The organism is Xanthomonas sp. Leaf148 (assembly GCF_001423585.1).
GTDB lineage: Bacteria > Pseudomonadota > Gammaproteobacteria > Xanthomonadales > Xanthomonadaceae > Xanthomonas.
Map to the genome: position 1 here is coordinate 296,858 of NZ_LMOP01000001.1, position 17,967 is coordinate 314,824.

The 17,967-nt window shown below is 63.5% G+C and carries 14 protein-coding genes and 1 pseudogene; 4 read left to right on the forward strand and 11 right to left on the reverse strand.

The window, feature by feature from the left end; genetic code table 11:
- Nucleotides 1-228: 228 nt before the first annotated feature.
- Both ASF90_RS01220 and ASF90_RS01225 read right to left on the reverse strand, forming a co-directional pair.
- On the reverse strand, nt 229-339 hold the full coding sequence (locus ASF90_RS01220) for an acyl-CoA dehydrogenase family protein (RefSeq protein WP_055844782.1): 111 nt from the start codon (nt 337-339) through the stop codon (nt 229-231).
- A gap of 28 nt (nt 340-367) precedes the next feature.
- Nucleotides 368-1,516 carry an acyl-CoA dehydrogenase family protein gene (locus ASF90_RS01225; RefSeq protein ID WP_115559784.1) on the reverse strand — a complete coding sequence of 383 codons (1,149 nt, stop codon included), beginning with the start codon at nt 1,514-1,516 and terminating at the stop codon, nt 368-370.
- A gap of 123 nt (nt 1,517-1,639) precedes the next feature.
- On the opposite strand from ASF90_RS01225, the gene ASF90_RS01230 reads away from it, so the two are divergent.
- From ASF90_RS01230 to metH, 4 genes are read left to right on the forward strand one after another with little or no spacing between them, the layout of a single operon-like run.
- Nucleotides 1,640-2,632 (forward strand): metalloregulator ArsR/SmtB family transcription factor, encoded by a 993-nt coding sequence (locus ASF90_RS01230; RefSeq protein WP_055844788.1) that lies wholly within the window; start codon nt 1,640-1,642, stop codon nt 2,630-2,632.
- On the forward strand, nt 2,632-3,771 hold the full coding sequence (locus tag ASF90_RS01235) for a homocysteine S-methyltransferase family protein (RefSeq protein ID WP_055844791.1): 1,140 nt from the start codon (nt 2,632-2,634) through the stop codon (nt 3,769-3,771). The genes ASF90_RS01230 and ASF90_RS01235 overlap by 1 nt, the downstream gene beginning before the upstream one ends.
- Nucleotides 3,768-4,112 carry a hypothetical protein gene (locus tag ASF90_RS01240; protein ID WP_153066632.1) on the forward strand — a complete coding sequence of 115 codons (345 nt, stop codon included), beginning with the start codon at nt 3,768-3,770 and terminating at the stop codon, nt 4,110-4,112. Before ASF90_RS01235 ends, ASF90_RS01240 begins: the two co-directional genes overlap by 4 nt.
- The gene (metH, locus tag ASF90_RS01245) at nt 4,109-6,862 is read left to right on the forward strand and encodes a methionine synthase (RefSeq protein WP_055844797.1); all 2,754 of its coding nucleotides are present in this window, start codon (nt 4,109-4,111) and stop codon (nt 6,860-6,862) included. The genes ASF90_RS01240 and metH overlap by 4 nt, the downstream gene beginning before the upstream one ends.
- 371 nt (nt 6,863-7,233) lie before the next feature.
- Here the strand turns inward: metH and ASF90_RS01250 are convergent, their stop codons facing one another.
- The 9 genes and pseudogenes from ASF90_RS01250 to ASF90_RS01290 all read right to left on the reverse strand — a co-directional run bounded on the left by ASF90_RS01250 (nt 7,234) and on the right by ASF90_RS01290 (nt 17,955).
- Entirely contained in the window at nt 7,234-8,439 is a 1,206-nt protein-coding gene (locus tag ASF90_RS01250; RefSeq protein ID WP_055844800.1) for an AGE family epimerase/isomerase, read from the reverse strand.
- Nucleotides 8,436-9,422 carry a carbohydrate kinase gene (locus ASF90_RS01255; RefSeq protein ID WP_055846199.1) on the reverse strand — a complete coding sequence of 329 codons (987 nt, stop codon included), beginning with the start codon at nt 9,420-9,422 and terminating at the stop codon, nt 8,436-8,438. Before ASF90_RS01255 ends, ASF90_RS01250 begins: the two co-directional genes overlap by 4 nt.
- Nucleotides 9,419-10,729 (reverse strand): L-fucose:H+ symporter permease, encoded by a 1,311-nt coding sequence (gene fucP / locus ASF90_RS01260; RefSeq protein ID WP_055844802.1) that lies wholly within the window; start codon nt 10,727-10,729, stop codon nt 9,419-9,421. The genes ASF90_RS01255 and fucP overlap by 4 nt, the downstream gene beginning before the upstream one ends.
- A 13-nt stretch (nt 10,730-10,742) precedes the next feature.
- Nucleotides 10,743-11,828 (reverse strand): annotated as a pseudogene (locus tag ASF90_RS01265) (LacI family DNA-binding transcriptional regulator); the annotation flags it as partial.
- Between the two features lie 496 nt (nt 11,829-12,324).
- Nucleotides 12,325-13,161, reverse strand: a complete 837-nt coding sequence (locus ASF90_RS01270) for a transporter (protein WP_236699191.1) — start codon at nt 13,159-13,161, stop codon at nt 12,325-12,327.
- A gap of 132 nt (nt 13,162-13,293) precedes the next feature.
- The gene (locus tag ASF90_RS01275) at nt 13,294-15,384 is read right to left on the reverse strand and encodes an acyltransferase family protein (protein WP_055846203.1); all 2,091 of its coding nucleotides are present in this window, start codon (nt 15,382-15,384) and stop codon (nt 13,294-13,296) included.
- A 239-nt stretch (nt 15,385-15,623) separates the two neighbouring features.
- The gene (locus ASF90_RS01280) at nt 15,624-16,361 is read right to left on the reverse strand and encodes a DUF2058 family protein (RefSeq protein WP_330218865.1); all 738 of its coding nucleotides are present in this window, start codon (nt 16,359-16,361) and stop codon (nt 15,624-15,626) included.
- A gap of 18 nt (nt 16,362-16,379) precedes the next feature.
- The gene (locus ASF90_RS01285; protein ID WP_024939344.1) at nt 16,380-16,616 is read right to left on the reverse strand and encodes a SlyX family protein; all 237 of its coding nucleotides are present in this window, start codon (nt 16,614-16,616) and stop codon (nt 16,380-16,382) included.
- Nucleotides 16,609-17,955, reverse strand: coding sequence for a UDP-glucose/GDP-mannose dehydrogenase family protein (locus ASF90_RS01290; RefSeq protein ID WP_055844814.1), 1,347 nt, complete (start codon nt 17,953-17,955; stop codon nt 16,609-16,611). Before ASF90_RS01290 ends, ASF90_RS01285 begins: the two co-directional genes overlap by 8 nt.
- Between the last annotated feature and the right edge of the window lie 12 nt (nt 17,956-17,967).

The window sequence follows — 17,967 nt, forward strand, 5'->3', positions numbered from 1 at the left end:
ATGCAACGATGCACCGACGCGACACTCCCTTCTCCCGCCCGCGGGAGAAGGTGGCGCGCAGCGCCGGATGAGGGCCCTATGCGGGCCCATCCGCCTACGAGGCATGTCTCCCCGCAAGCAAGTGAAGGCAGATGGATCTGCACGTCGCCTGGATAGATCTTGTTGCTCTCGATAGCGCGCAGAGTCCCATCGCGCAGCGCGCACTAGCCGCACTCGTCCGCGCCGACTTCAGCGCAGCCCGGTTTCGCCGCGCGCGATCAACAGGCGCTGGATTTCCGACGTGCCTTCGTAGATCTCGGTGATCTTGGCATCGCGGAGAGCGTTCCAGCGTTGCCGCACCTGCGGCAGCGCTGGAGTGCGGACGACCTCAGCGTAGCCCGGTTTCCCCGCGCGCAATCACCAGGCGCTGAATTTCAGACGTTCCTTCGTAGATTTCCGTGATCTTGGCATCGCGAAAGTAGCGTTCCAGCGGCATCTCTTTCGAGTAACCCATGCCGCCGTGGATCTGCACCGCCTGGTGGGTGATCCACATTGCCGCCTCCGAGGCGGTGAGCTTGGCGACCGCCGCTTCGGTACCGAACTTCTTGCCCTGCCCCTTGAGCCAGGCCGCGCGCAGCGTCAACAGCAACGCCGCATCCAGCTTGCACTTCATGTCGGCGATCTTGGCCTGGGTCATCTGGAAAGTGCCGATGGCCGCGCCGAAGGCCTTACGCTCCTTGACGTACGTAAGCGTGGCTTCATACGCGGCGCGCGCAATGCCGACCGCTTGCGAGGCAATCCCGATGCGCCCGGCATCGAGCACGCTCATCGCGGTCTTGAAGCCCTCGCCTTCCACACCCAGCACCTCGTCCGGCTGCGCCACATAGTCGGCGAACTCGATCTCGCAGGTGGCCGAGGCGCGAATGCCCAGCTTGGGCTCGGTCTTGCCGCGATGAAAGCCCGGCTTGTCGGTGTCGACCATAAAGGCAGTAATGCCGCGCGAGCCCTTGTCAGGCTCGGTCACCGCAAACAACACGATGTACTTGGCCACCGGGCCGGAGGTGATCCAGCTCTTCTTGCCGTTGATGACAAAGCTGCCATCGGCCTGCTTGACCGCGCGGCAGCGCATCGCCGATGCATCCGAGCCGGACTGCGGTTCGGTCAGCGCAAATGCGCCGATATGCGTGCCTTCGGCAATCGCGCGCACGTACAGCTGCTTCTGCGCCTCGCTGCCGTTTTTCAGGATGCCGGTGCAGAACAGCGAGTTGTTGACCGACATGATGGTGGAGTGCGCGCCGTCGCCGGCCGCGATCTCGATCATCGCCAGCGCGTAGCTGATCGGGTCCATGCCCGCACCGCCGTACTCGGCCGGCACTTCGATGCCCATCAGGCCGTTTTCGCCCAGCAGCCGGATGTTTTCCAGCGGGAACTCGCCACTGCGATCGAACCGCTCGGCGCTGGGGGCGATCTTTTCCTGGGCGATCCGGCGGGCCACGTCCTGGATCATCAGTTGCTCTTCGGTAAAGCTGAAATCCACGTTCGACCCCTTCCGGTTATTGACTGAGCGGCCATTGTAGCCACAACCATTCGCATGCGTATGTAGTTGACCCCACACCCCGCCGGGCCGAAAATATCTCCATATCGCGATATAGAGATATTCATGGATCTGGAAGACTGGTCGGCGCGCCTGAAAGTGTTTGCCGACGCCACCCGGGTACGCCTGCTGGCGCTGCTGGAACAGGAAGAACTCACCGTGGCCGAACTGTCGGCCATCACCCGTCTGGCCCAGCCGCGCGTGTCCACCCATCTGGCCAAGCTCAAGGAAGCCGGGCTGGTGCGCGACCGCCGCGCCGGCGTGTCGGCGTACTACCGCTTCGACGAAGTGTCGCTGGACCCGGCCCAGCGTGCGCTGTGGCTGGCGCTGAGCACCGGCAGCGACGACCCGCTGCTGCGCCAGGATGCCGAGCGCGTGGCGGCCGTGTTGGCCAACCGCGCCGCCGACCAGAACTGGGCCGATTCGGTGGCCGGCGACATGGAGCGGCACTACTCGCCCGGTCGCACCTGGGAAGCGCTGGCGCGCACCGCCCTGCCCTTGCTGGAAACCGGCGACGTGCTCGACATCGCCTCCGGTGACGGCGTGCTGGCCGAACTGGTCGCTCCGCATGCCACCCGCTACATCTGCATCGACACCAGCGCACGCGTGGTCGCCGCTGCCAGCGAGCGCCTGCGCAAACTGCGCAACGTGGAAGTGCGCGAAGGCGACATGCATGCGCTGCCCTTCCCCGATGCCAGCTTCGACCTGGTGGTGCTGATGCACGCGCTGACATATGCCGCAAAACCGGCGCAAGCGGTGGCCGAATCCGCACGCGTGTTGCGCCCCGGCGGGCGATTGCTGCTGTGCAGCCTGGCCAAACACGAACACCGCGCGGCCGTGCACGCCTATGGCCACGTCAATCTCGGGTTTGCCGCCAAGGAACTGCGCAAGTTCGTCGAAAAAGCCGGGCTGGATGTGTCCAGCCTGGAGACGGTGACGCGCGAGAAACGCCCGCCCCATTTCGAAGTGATCTCGTTGATTGCGATGAAACCGGGAGTCGGAAGTCGGGAATCGGGATTGGTTGAAAACAACAGCACGAGTGCGCGGAGAACTGGCTGATGACATCCCTGCCAATCGCAAATTCCGAACCCCTAATCCCGTTCTCGCTGCCATGGCTGCGTCCGGACCGTGCAGCCAAGCTCACTGCCGCGCTGCGCGAACGCATCCTCATCATCGATGGCGCGATGGGCACCATGATCCAGCGCCACGATCTGCAGGAAACCGACTATCGCGGCACACGGTTTGCCGAGGGCTACGACAGCGCGCATGTGCATGGCCCGGGCTGCGATCACGCCCACACGCAGGAAGGTCACGATCTGAAAGGCAACAACGATCTGCTGTTGCTGACCCGCCCCGAGATCATCGCCGGCATCCACCGCGCCTATCTGGATGCCGGTGCCGACCTGCTGGAAACCAACACGTTCAACGCCACCTCGGTGAGCCAGGCCGACTATCACCTTGAGCACGTGGTGTACGAATTGAACAAGGCCGGCGCGCAAGTGGCGCGCGAATGCTGCGATGCCGTCGAAGCGCTGACGCCGCACAAGCCGCGCTTTGTGATCGGCGTGCTCGGCCCCACCAGCCGCACGGCGTCGATCAGCCCGGACGTCAACGATCCCGGCTACCGCAACACCAGTTTCGATGCATTGCGCGAGACCTACCGCGAGGCTGTCGAAGGCTTGATCGACGGCGGCGCCGACACACTGATGGTGGAAACCATCTTCGACACGCTCAATGCCAAGGCCGCGCTGTACGCGATCGAAGAAGTCTTCGAAGCACGCGGCGGGCGCCTGCCGGTGATGGTCTCCGGCACCATTACCGATGCGTCCGGTCGCACGCTGTCTGGGCAGACTGCCGAAGCGTTCTACGCCTCGGTTGCGCACGGGCGGCCGCTGTCGGTGGGCCTGAATTGCGCGCTGGGCGCCAAGGATCTGCGCCCACATGTGGAAACGCTGGCGCAGATCGCCGACGCCTATGTCAGCGCGCATCCGAACGCCGGGTTGCCGAATGCATTCGGCGAATACGACGAAACGCCCGAGGAAATGGCCGAGACGCTGCGCGAATTTGCCCAGTCCGGATTGCTGAATCTGGTTGGCGGTTGCTGCGGTACATCGCCGGACCACATCCGCGCAATTGCCGAAGCAGTAGCGGATCTGCCGCCGCGGCAGTTGCCGGGTGCGCAGGAGCTGGCCGCGTGATGCAGAACGTGGGCCCTCATCCGGCGCTGCGCGCCACCTTCTCCCGCATGCGGGAGAAGGACAGCACATCGCTCGACACGTGCACGAAAGCTCCCTTCTCCCGCACGCGAGAGAAGCACGGCACATTGCTCTGCACGTGGACGAAAGCTCCCTTCTCCCGCGCGCCGGAGAAGCACGGCACATTACTCCGCACGTGGACAAAAGCTCCCTTCTCCCGCGCGCGGGAGAAGGTGCCCGAAGGGCGGATGAGGGCCATCTCGGTCCGCGCCCTGCCAACCGCCAACCATCATCGCCTCGCCTGGACATTCGCCCCGTCCGACGCCCGCCAGAGCATCGCATGAGCACTCCCCGCTACACCCGCCTGTCGGGCCTAGAACCACTGGTCATCACGCCGGACCTGTTGTTCGTCAACGTCGGCGAGCGTACCAACGTCACCGGCAGCGCGCAATTCCGCAAGCTGATCAAGGAAGAGCGTTACGAAGAAGCCGTGGACGTGGCGCGCCAGCAGGTTGCCAATGGCGCGCAGATCCTCGACGTCAACATGGACGAGGGCCTGATCGATTCCGAAAAAGCGATGACGCGCTTTCTCAATCTGATTATGTCCGAGCCGGATATCGCGCGTATTCCGGTGATGGTGGATTCCTCCAAATGGACGGTGATCGAAGCCGGCTTGAAGTGCCTGCAAGGCAAGAGCGTGGTCAACTCGATTTCGTTGAAAGAAGGCGAAGCGCTCTTTATCGAACAGGCACGCAAGGTGCTGCGGTATGGCGCCGCCGCCGTGGTCATGGCCTTCGATGAAGTGGGCCAGGCCGACACCTGCGCACGCAAAGTAGAAATCTGCACGCGCGCCTACAAAGTGCTGACCGAGCAAGTGGGTTTTCCACCGGAAGACATCATCTTCGACCCGAACATCTTTGCCGTGGCCACCGGCATCGAGGAGCACGACAACTACGCAGTGGACTTCATCGAGGCGACCCGCGAAATCAAACGCACGCTGCCGCATTGCCACATCTCCGGCGGCGTATCGAATGTGTCGTTCTCCTTCCGCGGCAACGAGATGGTGCGTCAGGCGATTCACTCGGTGTTTCTGTTCCATGCGATCAAGGCCGGCATGGACATGGGCATCGTCAATGCCGGTGGCATGCCGATCTACGACGAGCTGGACCCGGACCTGCGCGAGCGCGTGGAAGACGTCATCCTCAATCGCCGCAAGGATGGTACCGAGCGGCTGCTAGAAATCGCCGAACGCTACAAAGGCAGCAAGGGTGCGGCCAAGGTCGAGGACCTTGCCTGGCGCGACAAACCGGTCCGTGCACGCCTGGCGCATGCGCTGGTGCATGGCATCGATGCCTATGTGGAAACCGACACCGAAGAAGCGCGCCAGCAATCGACACGCCCGCTGGATGTGATCGAAGGCCCGCTGATGGACGGCATGAACGTGGTCGGTGACCTGTTCGGTGCCGGTAAGATGTTCCTGCCGCAGGTGGTCAAATCCGCGCGCGTGATGAAAAAGGCCGTGGCCTATCTGCTGCCGTACATCGAAGCGGAAAAACTGCGCACCGGCGACGTTGGCAAGTCCAACGGCAAGATCATCATGGCCACCGTGAAAGGCGATGTGCACGACATCGGCAAGAACATCGTCGGCGTGGTGTTGGCGTGCAACAACTTCGATGTGGTGGACCTGGGCGTGATGGTGTCTGCGCAGGTGATCCTGGACCGTGCGCGCGAAGAAAATGCGGATCTGATCGGGTTGTCCGGCTTGATTACGCCCTCGCTGGAAGAGATGTCGCATGTGGCGCGCGAAATGCAGCGACAGGGTTTTGAGATTCCGTTGTTGATCGGTGGCGCCACCACCTCGCGCGCGCACACCGCGCTGAAAATCGACCCGCATTACGCCGCACCCACGGTCTGGGTGAAGGATGCCTCGCGTGCGGTAGGCGTTGCGCAATCGTTGATTTCGCGCGACCTGCGTCAGGCCTTCGTCGCTGCCAACGAGGCGGACTACGCCGAGATCCGCGCACGCCACCGCAACCGTGGCGATGCAAAACGGCTGGTGTCGTTGGAAAAGGCACGCGCCCAGCGTTTCGATGGCGATTGGGCTAACTACACACCGCCCACTCCGCGTCAGCCTGGCCTGCACGTATTCGACGATTACCCGTTGCAAGAGTTGATCGAGCTGATCGACTGGACGCCGTTCTTCCAGGCCTGGGAGCTGGCCGGTAAATTTCCGGCCATCCTCAGCGACGAGATCGTCGGCACCCAGGCCAGCGAGCTGTATCGCGACGCGCGACGTATGCTCAAGCAAATCGTCGACGAAAAATGGCTCACCGCCAAGGCGGTGTTTGGGCTGTGGCCGGCCAATGCAGTAGGCGATGATGTTGTTATGCTGACCGAGCCTGCGGAATCGGGAATCGGGAATCGGGAATCGCAAGGCGATGCATCGGCGCCCGACCATTCCCGATTCTCCATTCCCCATTCCCTGCATTTTTTGCGCCAGCAAGTCGACAAACCCGTCGACCGTCCCGACTTCTGCCTGGCCGATTTCATCGCGCCCAAGAGCAGCGGCAAGCAGGACTGGATCGGCGGGTTTGCGGTCACTGCCGGCATCGGCATCGACCCGCATGTTGCGCGCTTTGAAGCGGCGCACGACGACTACAACTCAATCCTGCTCAAGGCATTGGCCGATCGCCTGGCCGAGGCACTGGCCGAGCGCCTGCATCAGCGTGTGCGCACCGAGTTCTGGGGATACATCGACAACGAAGAGCTCGACAACGAGGCCTTGATTGCCGAACGCTATCGCGGCATTCGCCCGGCACCCGGTTACCCCGCATGCCCGGAACACAGCGAAAAACGCACGCTGTTCGATCTACTCAATGCCGAACGCAACACGGACATGTCGCTCACCGAGAGCTTTGCGATGCTGCCCACTGCGGCGGTGTCCGGGTATTACTTCAGCCATCCCAAGAGCCAGTACTTCGTGGTCGGGCGGCTGGGCAAGGAACAGGTCGCCGACTACGCCAAGCGCAAGGGCATCACCCTGGCATTGGCCGAACGCTGGCTGGCATCGAATCTGGATTACGACCCGGAATAACACCGGGCCGGCATCGCCATCAGCGGCCAACCCAACGTAGGAGCGCACCCGGGCGCGACAAGGCTTTACCGATAAAACCCCATCGCGCCCAGGTGCGCTCCTACATCACGGCGCAGCCGCACATAGACGGCCGCGCCCTGTCACACCGGCATCAAACTGCTGGGCGCAACACATTCAACACGTTGTAGGACACACACATGGTGCGGCACCCGAATAACACCGGGCCAGCGTCACCGAAAGCAGCGACCAACCAACGTAGGAGCGCACCCGGGCGCGACAAGGCTTTACCGATAAAGCCCCATCGCGCCCGGGTGCGCTCCTACATCACGGCGCGACCGCACGATAGACGGCCGCGCCCTGTCACACCCGCATCAAGCTGCTGGACGCAACACGTTCAACACTTCGTAGCACGCGCCCATAGTGTGGTAATCGGTCTTGCCGGCCGGGCTCTTCTCGTCGCTGTATTTGCGGTTATCCGCATCCAGGATGCGATACCACGCGCCGTAACGGTGGTCGACCATGTGGGTCCAGGAGTACTCCCACAGCTTGTCGTACCACTGCCAGTAGCGCGCATCGCCACTGCGCTGCGCCAGCAAGGCCGCTGCAGCCAACGACTCGGCCTGTACCCAGAAATACTTATCGTCATCGCACACCTGCCCGTCAGGTGCGAAGCCGTAATACAGCCCGCCGCGCTGCACATCCCAGGAGCGCTCCACCGCAACATCGAACAGATGCTGCGCAGTCGGCAACAACCAGTCTGTCGGCGCGTAGCGATCCAGCAGCATCAGCAGCTTGGCCCACTCGGTCTGGTGACCCGGCTGGAAGCCCCAGGGACGGAACAGATGCTTGGGGTTATCGCGGTTGTAGTCCCAGTCGATGTTCCACTGCGGGTCGTAGTGCTCCCACACCAACCCATCGGCCTTGGCCGCCTGGCGTCGGGTCATGGTGTCGGCCAGCTGCAGCGCACGATCGAGATAGCGCTGCTCGCCGCTGGCCTCGTAGGCGGCGATCATCGCCTCGCACATGTGCATGTTGGCGTTCTGGCCGCGATAGCGGGTGAAGTTGAACTGCGCATCGGCCTCATCGCGATACAGGCCGAATTCCGCTTCCCAGAAGTACTTTTCCAGCAGCTGCCAGGTTTCGTCCATCCATTCGCGCGCTTCGGCAATACCGGCTTTCAGGCCGCACGAATACGCCAGCAGCACGAACGCCAGGCCGTAGCAGTGGTTCATGTCGTCTTCGACCACGCCATCGCGCAGCGTCCACGCATACCCGCCAGTGGCAGCATTGCGGTGCACGTTGCGCAGATACTCCAGGCCGTGACGCACCGCTTGCAGATACTCGGCGTTGCCGAATTCGCGATAGGCCATCGCGTAGTTGAAGACGAAGCGCGTACTGCTCACCAGATGCCGGTGGCCGGCATCGTAGATGCTGCCGTCATCCTTGAAATACTGGAAGAAGCCACCGGCCGGGTCGATCGCGCGCGGGTGATAGAACGCCATGGTGTCGGCAATATGCTGGCGCAACACATCGGCCGAGCGGAAATCGGGAGCGGGAGATGCGGGCAACGGGCTCATGCTTGTTCCTGGATCAGAGAATGGACTTCATCGATGCTGGGCATCGCGGCGAACGCGCCTTTGCGCGTCACTGCCAGCGCACCGACAGCGGCGGCGAAACGAATCACCTGCGTCATCGCCGCAGCATCGCCGCACAGGTGTTCAAGCGTGCTCGCACGTGCGGCCAGCTGATACAGCAGACCACCGACGAACGCATCGCCAGCCGCGGTGCTGTCGCGCACCTGCACAGTGAACGCCGGCACCTGGCCAGAATCCACCCGTGTCTGCCAATGCACCGGGCCACCGCCGTCGGTGACCAGCAGCCAGCGCGCGTTGCCCTGCCACAGCTTCTGTGTCACCGCGCTGGCGTCGCTATGCAAGGTGCCAGCCAAATACTCCAGTTCTTCGCGCGAGAGCTTGACCACGTCGGCCAGCGCCAACGCTTCCCACAGCAACGCAGCCGGATCCACATCCTGCGGCCACAGCATCGGGCGCAGATTGAGGTCCAGGCTGACGATGGCGCCGTCGGCACGCGCGCGGCGCATGCCGTCCAGCGTGCATTGCGCGATCGCATCCTCGGTCATGCTGTTGGAGCACACGTGCAGCACCGCTGCCTGCGCAAACCCATCGGCGGCAAAGTGCTCCGGACGGAACAGCAGGTCCGCTGCCGGTGGCCGGTAGAAGCTGAAACTGCGCTCGCCGGCGTCGTCCAGCGCCACAAACGCCAGCGCGGTCTTGGCTTCATCGGTGCGCACGATGCCATCGGTGACAACACCGGCCTGCTGCAGACTCTGCAACAGGAAATCGCCGAACATGTCGCGCCCGAGCATGCCCACAAAATGCGCAGCGCCGCCGAGCTTTGCCACCGCAACCGCCACGTTGGCCGGCGCACCGCCGGCATATTGCGCGAAGGTGCGCGCGTCATCGGTGCTAGCCTGCGGCAAGGCCAGCATGTCGATCAAGGCTTCACCGAAACAGACCACCTGGTTCTTGGCAGCACTCATGCGCGCGCCTCCGCCAGTGCGCCGCGCAAACGCGAGCCCCAAATGCCGTAAAACACGATGTACAGGTAGCACACCAGCGGCAGCACGAACGACTCATGCAGGCCGATGCGATCCGCCAGCAAGCCCTGCAGATACGGCACGATCGCGCCACCCACAATGGCCATGATCAACAGGCTGGATGCGCGCCCGGTCAGTGGACCGAGCCGCTCGATGCCCAGGGTAAAGATGGTCGGGAACATGATCGAGTTGAACAGCCCGATCGCCACCAGCGTGTACACCGCCAGCATGCCGCCACTGGCCATGGTCAGGCCCAGCAGCAAGGCGTTGATCCCCGCAAATACCGACAGCAGCACGCGTGGCGACAGCTTGGCCAACAACGCCGAACCGATGAAGCGGCCGATCATCGCCAAGGTCCAGTACGCCGAAACATAGGTGGTCGCCTCGCGCTCAGTGAACCCGCCGATCTCAGGCAACGAGAAGTAATTGACCATCAGGCTGCCGATCGCCACTTCTGCGCCGACATAGAAGAAGATCGCCAGCACACCGAAACGCACATGCGGGTGACGCAGCGCATCCAGTAGCGAATGCTTGCTCTCTTCCTTCTGCGCACTGGCATCGGTCAACGCGGGCAGACGGAACAGAAACACGAAGATCGCCAGCAAAAACAGCACCACGCCCAGCCCGATGTAGGGGCCTTGCACGGCCTGCGCTTCCTGCACGCGATAGGCCAGCTGCTCGGCGTCCGGCAACGCCTTGAGCTGGTCGCCGCTCATCACCGTGTTGGAGAGGATCAACCAGCCGCCCAGCAGCGGCGCAATCGCGGTACCCAGCGAATTGAGCGCCTGCGCCAAGGTCAGCCGGCTGGAGGCACTGCGCTCCGGACCCAGCAACGCGACATACGGATTTGCCGCCACCTGCAGGATGGTGATGCCGGTGGCAAGCACGAACAACGCCCCCAGAAATGCGCCATACACGCGCAGTTCCGCCGCAGGCCAGAAACCCAGCGCACCGACCGCCGCCACCGCAAGCCCTGCAACGATGCCCTGCTTGTAGCCCAGGCGATTCACCAGCCAACCGGCCGGCAACGACATCAGGAAGTACGCACCGAAGAAGGTGAACTGCACCAGCATCGCCTGCGCAAAGTTCAGCTCGAACACCGCCTTCAGATGCGGAATCAGGATGTCGTTGAGGCAGGTGAGAAAGCCCCACATGAAAAAGATCGTGGTGACCACCGACAACGCGACGCCGTTGTTGACGGGCGCCTTGTTGCCGCTTGGCACAGTGGATTGCGTGGAAAGGGAAACCATAGGAGTTGCCTGGTCAGCGGCCTGAGGCCTTGGTGGGGGAATGGGCGGGAAAATCGCTTACGGGATGTTGCGAAGACACAGAGAGGAGTGAGGGCGCGCAGGCGCTACTCGCGCGGACCTTCAGCGCCACTGCAGCGGTGAGCCGCTGCGACGCCAGGTCCGGGCTGCCGATGCGCTGCAGCACCAGCTGCGCAGCTTGCCGGCCGCGCGCACGCGGATCGGCCGCCAGCGTGGTCAACGCCGGGGTAAACAACGCGGCTTCGGCAATATCGTCGAAGCCAGTCACCGCGAAGTCGCGGCCCGGAACGATCCCATGCATCGCCAGCGCGGCCATCAGGCCAAGCGCAACGCTGTCGTTGTAGCAAACCGCCGCGGTCGCGGCATGGTCGGCATTGTCGAGCATGCGCGTGCCACACAGTGCGGCGTCCTGACGATTGGGCGCCGACTCGACGTACTGCACCGTCAGACCCGCGCCGGACATCGCGCGCGTATAACCGGCGCGGCGCTGCCGGCACGAGCTGGATTCGGCATGCCCGCCGAAAAACACGATGTGCCGATGACCTTGTTCAATCAGATGCGTGCAGGCCAGAAACGCGCCCTGTTCGTTGTCCAGCGCCAACAGGTCCCAGCCGGCGCCTTCCACCTCGCGATTGAACAGCACCACGTTGCGCTGGCGGCCCAGCACCTGCGCCAGCGCCTGCGCCTGGCTGCCCTCGGCCGGCGACAGGATGATCCCGGCCGGCGTGTGCTCCATCAACGAAGTCAACACCGCCTGCTGCCGCTGTGTGGACTCGCCGGTACTACCCAGCAGCGTGACATAGCCGGCCGCGCCCAACGCTTCGTCGACCCCTGCTGCAAATTCTGCGAAGAACGGGTTGGACAGATCATTGATGACCAGCGCGATGCTGGACGAGGTGCGCTGGCGCAGATTGGCCGCGGCCCGGTTGTAAACGTAGTTTTGCCGATCCAGCTCGGCTTCCACCCGCGCGCGCGTGCTGGCATGCACCAGCGGGCTGCCGCGCAGCACCAGCGACACGGTTGCGCGCGAGACGCCGATTGCGCCTGCGATGTCGCGCAGCGTCACCGCGCCACGCCGTGCCGGGCGTACTTCGCCAGCCTCCGGCGCAGCCGAGGCCTGTTTGGGACGCGTCAAGCGCTGGGACCCGCTGAGTGAAAAACGCGCATGTAATGGACTGGAATTGGATCGATCCAATTAAGCCTTTTCCCGCCATTCAATGCATGCGGCAGTGCAGCATTGGCCGCACAGATGCCAGCGGCTCAACTGTGGCGGTCGATGGCACCGAGCCGCATCAGTCTAGATGAACAGCTTACTGCAGCTTCCGGCAACCGCGGCGTGCCGTTACGATCTGTGGATGGCACGCGCGTTGCCGTGCGCCCCGCTTCACGCCCGTCGATTGATCACCCACACGTCTGACAGACCGCCGTGACGTGCAGCCAAGCGATCTGCTGCGGTCACACAAGCGCCTGAAATCCAAGCGACCGTGCCGTTACCCAGCAAGGCGCGTAGGGGGCGCCACAACGCCAGGACTCGCGCGCCTCGCTGTCGCACGTGTGTCTGGGCTGCTATTGACCCGTTACTGAAACGCGATAGACAAGCCGATTCCGCCCTGCCAATCCGGGCTTTCCGAGGTCAGCCCGCGCAACACCGAGACATCCAGCTGCATCGCATGCGGTAGCTGCCAGGCGCCGCCGGCGCCCGCCACACGCGAATGCTCGCTGCCGGTGTCCAGGCCCGCTTCTACGTAACTGCTGAAATGCGCGCCCGAGAAGAACGTGTAATTGGGCGAAAACGTCCAGGTGTGCCCGTCGTTGTCGCGTGCGTAGTTGACGTACAACGCCAGCGCGCGCTGCTGCGCCAGATCCCACGATGCAGTCACCCCGAGCTCGCGCGAATAGCCATCGCTGAAGGCAGGGCTGCCGGTCGGCACGCGATAGGTGCCCAGTGCCGCCCAATGAAAACTCTCCGAACGCGACGGCAAGGCGACCTTCAACCCGACATGACTATCGCCACCGCCGTGCGTGCGCACACCACCACCGCGCTGCCAGTTGTAACTGTCGCTGCCCAGTTGCAGCTCCACATGCTCGGATACTCCCAGACGCAGCACCGTGTCGGCGGTATACAGCGTCGTGCGCTGACCATCGGCACGGTCGGTACTCGCATCCGGCAACCCCTGCTCCCAGGCGAACGCGCCGGGCTGCAGCACCTCGGCAGCGAACGGGATACCAGGACGGTCGAACACCGGGGCGTCTTCCGACTGCGCAAATGCCTGCGGACTGGCCAGGCATAGCGCCAACACCGCTCCGGCCAATGCCAGGTGTCGCCCTGCCTGCAGGCGGAGAACGTTGAACGCAGCAGCGGGCATCAACGACGCCTGCAAAATGGCGCGAGCTTGCGAGGAGTTTGAAGACATGGACATATGCGACACCATCGGCAGGAAGTGAGCGACAACGCAGCTGACCTTATGCCCGACTGCGTCGACCGGCAACGGCGTGCATGGTGCCGTGCCTGCCGTGACCGGCCTGTCTATCGCTGCCTGATCCGGTTAGTGCGTTGGCGCCTGCGCCGGTAAGCCACGCAGATGCGCAGCGAAGCTGGGCAGCAGCACACGATTGCCGTAGCCGCTCAGATGGTCGGCATCGAAGAACAGCGGTCGGCCATGCCGGGTCGGCGCGCACGTCTGCGCATCGCACAGCAGTGGCAGCGGGTCCCAGACACTGGCGCCGCCCAGCGCTGCGGCAATGCGATGCACACCGTCCAGTGCCGGCGCGCGGTACCGCTCCATGACGGCTCGCTCGATCTGCATGCCGTTGGCGCATACCGCGTTGTGGCGATTGAACCAGTCCGAGCATCGGTACGGCGGTGCCCTGAGCACAGGCTTGGGCGCCTCGAACACGATCCGCACGCCCCGCGCCTGCACCGGCGCCAGCAGAGCGATGGTTGCGGCAACACTCGCATCACGCTCGCGTTGCGCCTGTTCGCTCTGCAACGTAGCGACATTGGCATCCAGATCGAACAGCGCGTCCTGCTCGGCCAGTCGCGGCACACGCAACCCTGGCAGAAACAGCACATCACCAGGATGTGCGTTGGCCATCACATCTTCCAGCGCGGGGCGCACGAACGCCTCGCACCCGGGCACTTGCGCGCCAGGTTGCATCGAAGCGACCGAACAACCGGCGACCCCGTACATGCGGACGCTGCCACCTTCGACAACGGGAAAGCGTCGCAGCATTTCGTTGTAGGCCAGCGCGTGCGAATCGCCTATCACGAAGACCTGCAGCTGCGTCTTAGCCGGTCGCGTGCACTGCCCGCGCGCGAAAATCCGCACCGGCTGCCCGTTGACTGATGTATTGCTCGCCAGCAGGCGGCAGTCCGGAAATTCCTTGCGCAGGCTACGGGCATACGCATACCAATCCAGTGGATGCCTGCTGACCACGCTCAACGACACATACGGCGCGGACTTGATCAGTAACGACTGCACGCCCGCAGCCAGCACCAGCGCGCCGATGCCGATCGCCACAACGCGCATGTTCGAGCGACCGCTCAGACGACGCGTGCGCCAGGGCAACTCCACCCAACGATACGAAGCCACCGCACACGCGAACGTCAACGCTACCGCCGCAAGTTTGGCACCGGCCGATTCCAACCCGACGGTCCACCGCAACAGCACCAGAACCGGCCAGTGCCACAGATACAGTGAATACGAGATGCGGCCGATCGCCACCATTGGCCTGGCGGACAGGACGCGCCCCGCCCAGCCATCGGCGTGTCGATGCAACAACGCCAGCAAGGCCAGCGTGCCCAGCACCGGCCAAAGCCCGTCGCTCCACGGCGAATGGCCGGGGCGCGCATTCCACAAGCCATTTCCGATGCTGGCCAACGCCAGCACCAACAGCAGCGTGCGCAGTGCCACCGGCATCGCGATGCCGGTGGCAAACAGATGGCGTCCTTCGCGGCGCCCGAGAAGTGTCATGCCTTGATACAACAGCACGCCCGCACCCAGTTGCCAGAAACGCGCAGTCGTCAGATAAAACGATGTGACTTCATGCCCCGGCACATGCGTGCGCTGCCACGCGTACCCGAGCGAGGCCGCACTGGCGAGCGCGAACACGCCCAGCGACCAGAAGCGCCGTGCACCGCCGCGCATCCACGCCAGAAACATCCACGGAAACAGCAGATAGAACTGCTCTTCGACACCGAGCGACCATGTTTGCGTGTACGGATTGAACTCTGCGCGTGGCGAAAAATAATCCTGCCCCACGCTGGCAAGCACCCAGTTGCTCAAACCGAACAGGGCCATGCGCCCGGTCTTGGTGCTGGATTCGCTTAGCCACGACTCGGGGATGAACACCATCGAGAACAGCGCAGTGGCCACCAGACATGCCAGCAGCGCGGGCGCAATGCGCCGCAAGCGACGCGCATAGAAGCGGGCAAGTTCTGCCGCAACCGACACGCGAGGCAGCCGATCGACCGAGGCGCTGACCACAAACCCGGAGATGACGAAGAAGATATCGACACCGGTGAAGCCACCGGGCAACCAGCTCGCGTCCAGGTGATAGGCGATGACCGACAGCACGGCTAGCGCACGCAAGCCGTCGATATGTGCGAAATAACCGTTCCCTATCTGCGCGCGCATCATCCTGATTCCTGAAAAGCGGTGCCAGGCCATCTTGCCGGGCAAATTTATGAGCGACCGCTCCGTGGGAACGCAGCCGTAGGCAGATCGGTGACCGCGCCATGCGTCGCGACGACGATGTCGTACATACGATCAGATATCAGCCGTGCTCATTTCGCCACACTGCAGCGGCTTGGTCACACTCAACACAAGGGCACCCAACAGGTGCCCACATGTCACACCACCAGTGGACTGCGGTGTTACCAGACCAGATCGTCGGGCACCTGATATTGGGGATCGGCGTACGGGTCGTCGCCTGCCGGCGCATTCGGGTCCACCTTCAGGGCCACCGACGGTGCGAACACGGATTCGGCTTCGGCGAGCACCTCGGCCGTCACCAGCAGATAGCGCCCATTGAGTTGCAGCACGCCCAGCTGGCCGGCATTGAGTGCCTTGAGCTGATCAGCGGTGACGTAGATGCGCTTGATCTTGCCGCCATACGGGAAATGCCGCGCGATGTCGGCATCGGCATGGTTCAAGCCCTTGTCCTTGAGCAGCTCCTCGAGCTTGGCCTTGGCTTCGCGACGCAGGCGTGCTTCTTCCTGCTTTAGGCGCTCGGCTTCGATGCGCTCGTCTTTTTCGCGCTGCGCACGGATCGCATAGGCCTTGGCCAGGTCTATGTCCTCGCGCGTGCGCGCCGGCCTGGGGCCACGTCGGTCGGCATTGGAATGTTGGGGGCGTGGCGACGCTGCCGGCTTGCCATCGTGGCGCCGGTCGGGCCTGCCATCGCTTTTGCGTTCGCTGGTTGCATCGGTCGCCGCAGCGGCGTGTGGCCGCTGCGGTCCCCTGCCCTGGACACCCGGCCTGTTGCCGCCGGGTGCGGGCTTGCCACCGTTGCCATGGTGACGCGCGGCAGGCCGTGCGTCGGGTTTGCGTTCGGGCTTGGGCGCGGACTTGAAGCCCAGGCCGAGCAACTGGTCACGTAAGGTATCGCTCATGGCGGTGGCAATCTGCAATCAATAGTGCGGAGGCGGCGGTTCGTCCGCTGCATCGGCAAACAACGTGGAGCGCACCTTGCCCAGATCCTCGAGCAGGTGGCGGATCAACTCGGCATTACGGGCACCCGTCAAACGGGCGTCCGCAAGTGCTTCACTCAGTTCATTGAGCGCCTGCTCCTGGAAGGAGAGGCGCGTTTCCAGTTCCACCAACCGCGCGTCCAGTTCCTGGTCGCGCGGCGAGAGTTGCTCATGCATGCAACGAACGGCCTCGTCCGATGGCGTAGTAAGCAAGACCGGCGGCTTCGATTTCCTGCGGGTCATACAGGTTGCGGCCGTCGAACACGACGTCGTCCTTCAATGCCTGCTTGATCTTGCCGAAATCCGGGCTACGGAACTGCTTCCACTCGGTGACAACAACCAGTGCGTCGGCGCCTTCCAGTGCAGCAAAGGCTTCGTCGCAGAAGGTCAGGTCGTCGCGCTCGCCGAAGATGCGCTTGGCCTCGTGCGTGGCTTCCGGGTCGTAGGCACGCACGGTGGCACCGGCTTCCCACAACTGCGCCATCAGACGACGGCTGGAAGCCGCACGCATGTCGTCGGTATTGGGCTTGAACGCCAGGCCCCACACCGCGAAGGTCTTGCCGGCGATGCTGCCGCCTTCGCCACCGTAATGACGCTGCACCAGTTCGAACAGGTGACCCTTCTGCGCATTGTTGACGCTTTCCACCGCGTTGAGCAGGGTCGGCTGCATGCCGTACTGCTCTGCCGTCTTGGCAAGCGCCTGCACGTCCTTCGGGAAGCACGAGCCGCCGTAGCCAGCACCGGGATAGATGAAGTGCCAGCCAATGCGCGGATCAGAGCCGATCCCGTTACGCACGTGCTCGACGTCCGCACCGACACGCTCGGCAATATTGGCGATCTCGTTCATGAAACTGATCTTGGTCGCCAGCATCGCATTGGCCGCGTACTTGGTGAGCTCGGCCGAGCGCACGTCCATTTCCACGATGCGATCGCGGTTGCGATTGAACGGGGCATACAGACGACGCATACGTGCGATCGCAGCCGGCTTCTTGGCACCGATCACGATCCGGTCCGGACGCATGCAGTCGGCCACCGCATCGCCTTCCTTCAGGAACTCGGGGTTGGAGACCACATCGAATTCGTGGTCCACGCCACGTGCGTCCAGCTCTTCCTGGATCGCCGCGCGCACCTTGTCGGCGGTCCCGACCGGCACCGTGGATTTGTTGACCACGACCGAAGGGCCGTCGATATGGCGACCGACAGTGCGTGCAACCGCCAGCACGTACTGCAGGTCGGCACTGCCATCTTCGTCCGGCGGCGTGCCCACAGCGATAAAGGTGATTTCGCCGTGCGCAATCGCCTCGGCGGCGTCGCTGGTGAAGCGCAACCGGCCAGAGGCATGGTTGGCTTTCACCATCGGCTCCAAGCCGGGTTCGTAGATGGGAATCACCCCACGATTGAGACCATCAACTTTCGCCTGGTCGATATCCACGCAGATAACGTGATGACCTACTTCCGCCAGACAGGTACCGGTGACAAGACCAACATAGCCGGTACCAAAGATCGCAACTCGCATGGGTGGGGGTAC

Bases quoted from the DNA above. Each gene is read 5' to 3' on its own strand.
- ASF90_RS01230 (WP_055844788.1), top strand. From the start codon at position 1,640: ATGGATCTGGAAGACTGGTCGGCGCGCCTGAAAGTGTTTGCCGACGCC.
- ASF90_RS01235 (WP_055844791.1), top strand. From the start codon at position 2,632: ATGACATCCCTGCCAATCGCAAATTCCGAACCCCTAATCCCGTTCTCG.
- metH (WP_055844797.1), top strand. From the start codon at position 4,109: ATGAGCACTCCCCGCTACACCCGCCTGTCGGGCCTAGAACCACTGGTC.
- ASF90_RS01250 (WP_055844800.1), bottom strand. From the start codon at position 8,439: ATGAGCCCGTTGCCCGCATCTCCCGCTCCCGATTTCCGCTCGGCCGAT.
- ASF90_RS01255 (WP_055846199.1), bottom strand. From the start codon at position 9,422: ATGAGTGCTGCCAAGAACCAGGTGGTCTGTTTCGGTGAAGCCTTGATC.
- fucP (WP_055844802.1), bottom strand. From the start codon at position 10,729: ATGGTTTCCCTTTCCACGCAATCCACTGTGCCAAGCGGCAACAAGGCG.
- ASF90_RS01270 (WP_236699191.1), bottom strand. From the start codon at position 13,161: ATGTCTTCAAACTCCTCGCAAGCTCGCGCCATTTTGCAGGCGTCGTTG.
- ASF90_RS01275 (WP_055846203.1), bottom strand. From the start codon at position 15,384: ATGCGCGCGCAGATAGGGAACGGTTATTTCGCACATATCGACGGCTTG.
- ASF90_RS01280 (WP_330218865.1), bottom strand. From the start codon at position 16,361: ATGAGCGATACCTTACGTGACCAGTTGCTCGGCCTGGGCTTCAAGTCC.
- ASF90_RS01285 (WP_024939344.1), bottom strand. From the start codon at position 16,616: ATGCATGAGCAACTCTCGCCGCGCGACCAGGAACTGGACGCGCGGTTG.
- ASF90_RS01290 (WP_055844814.1), bottom strand. From the start codon at position 17,955: ATGCGAGTTGCGATCTTTGGTACCGGCTATGTTGGTCTTGTCACCGGT.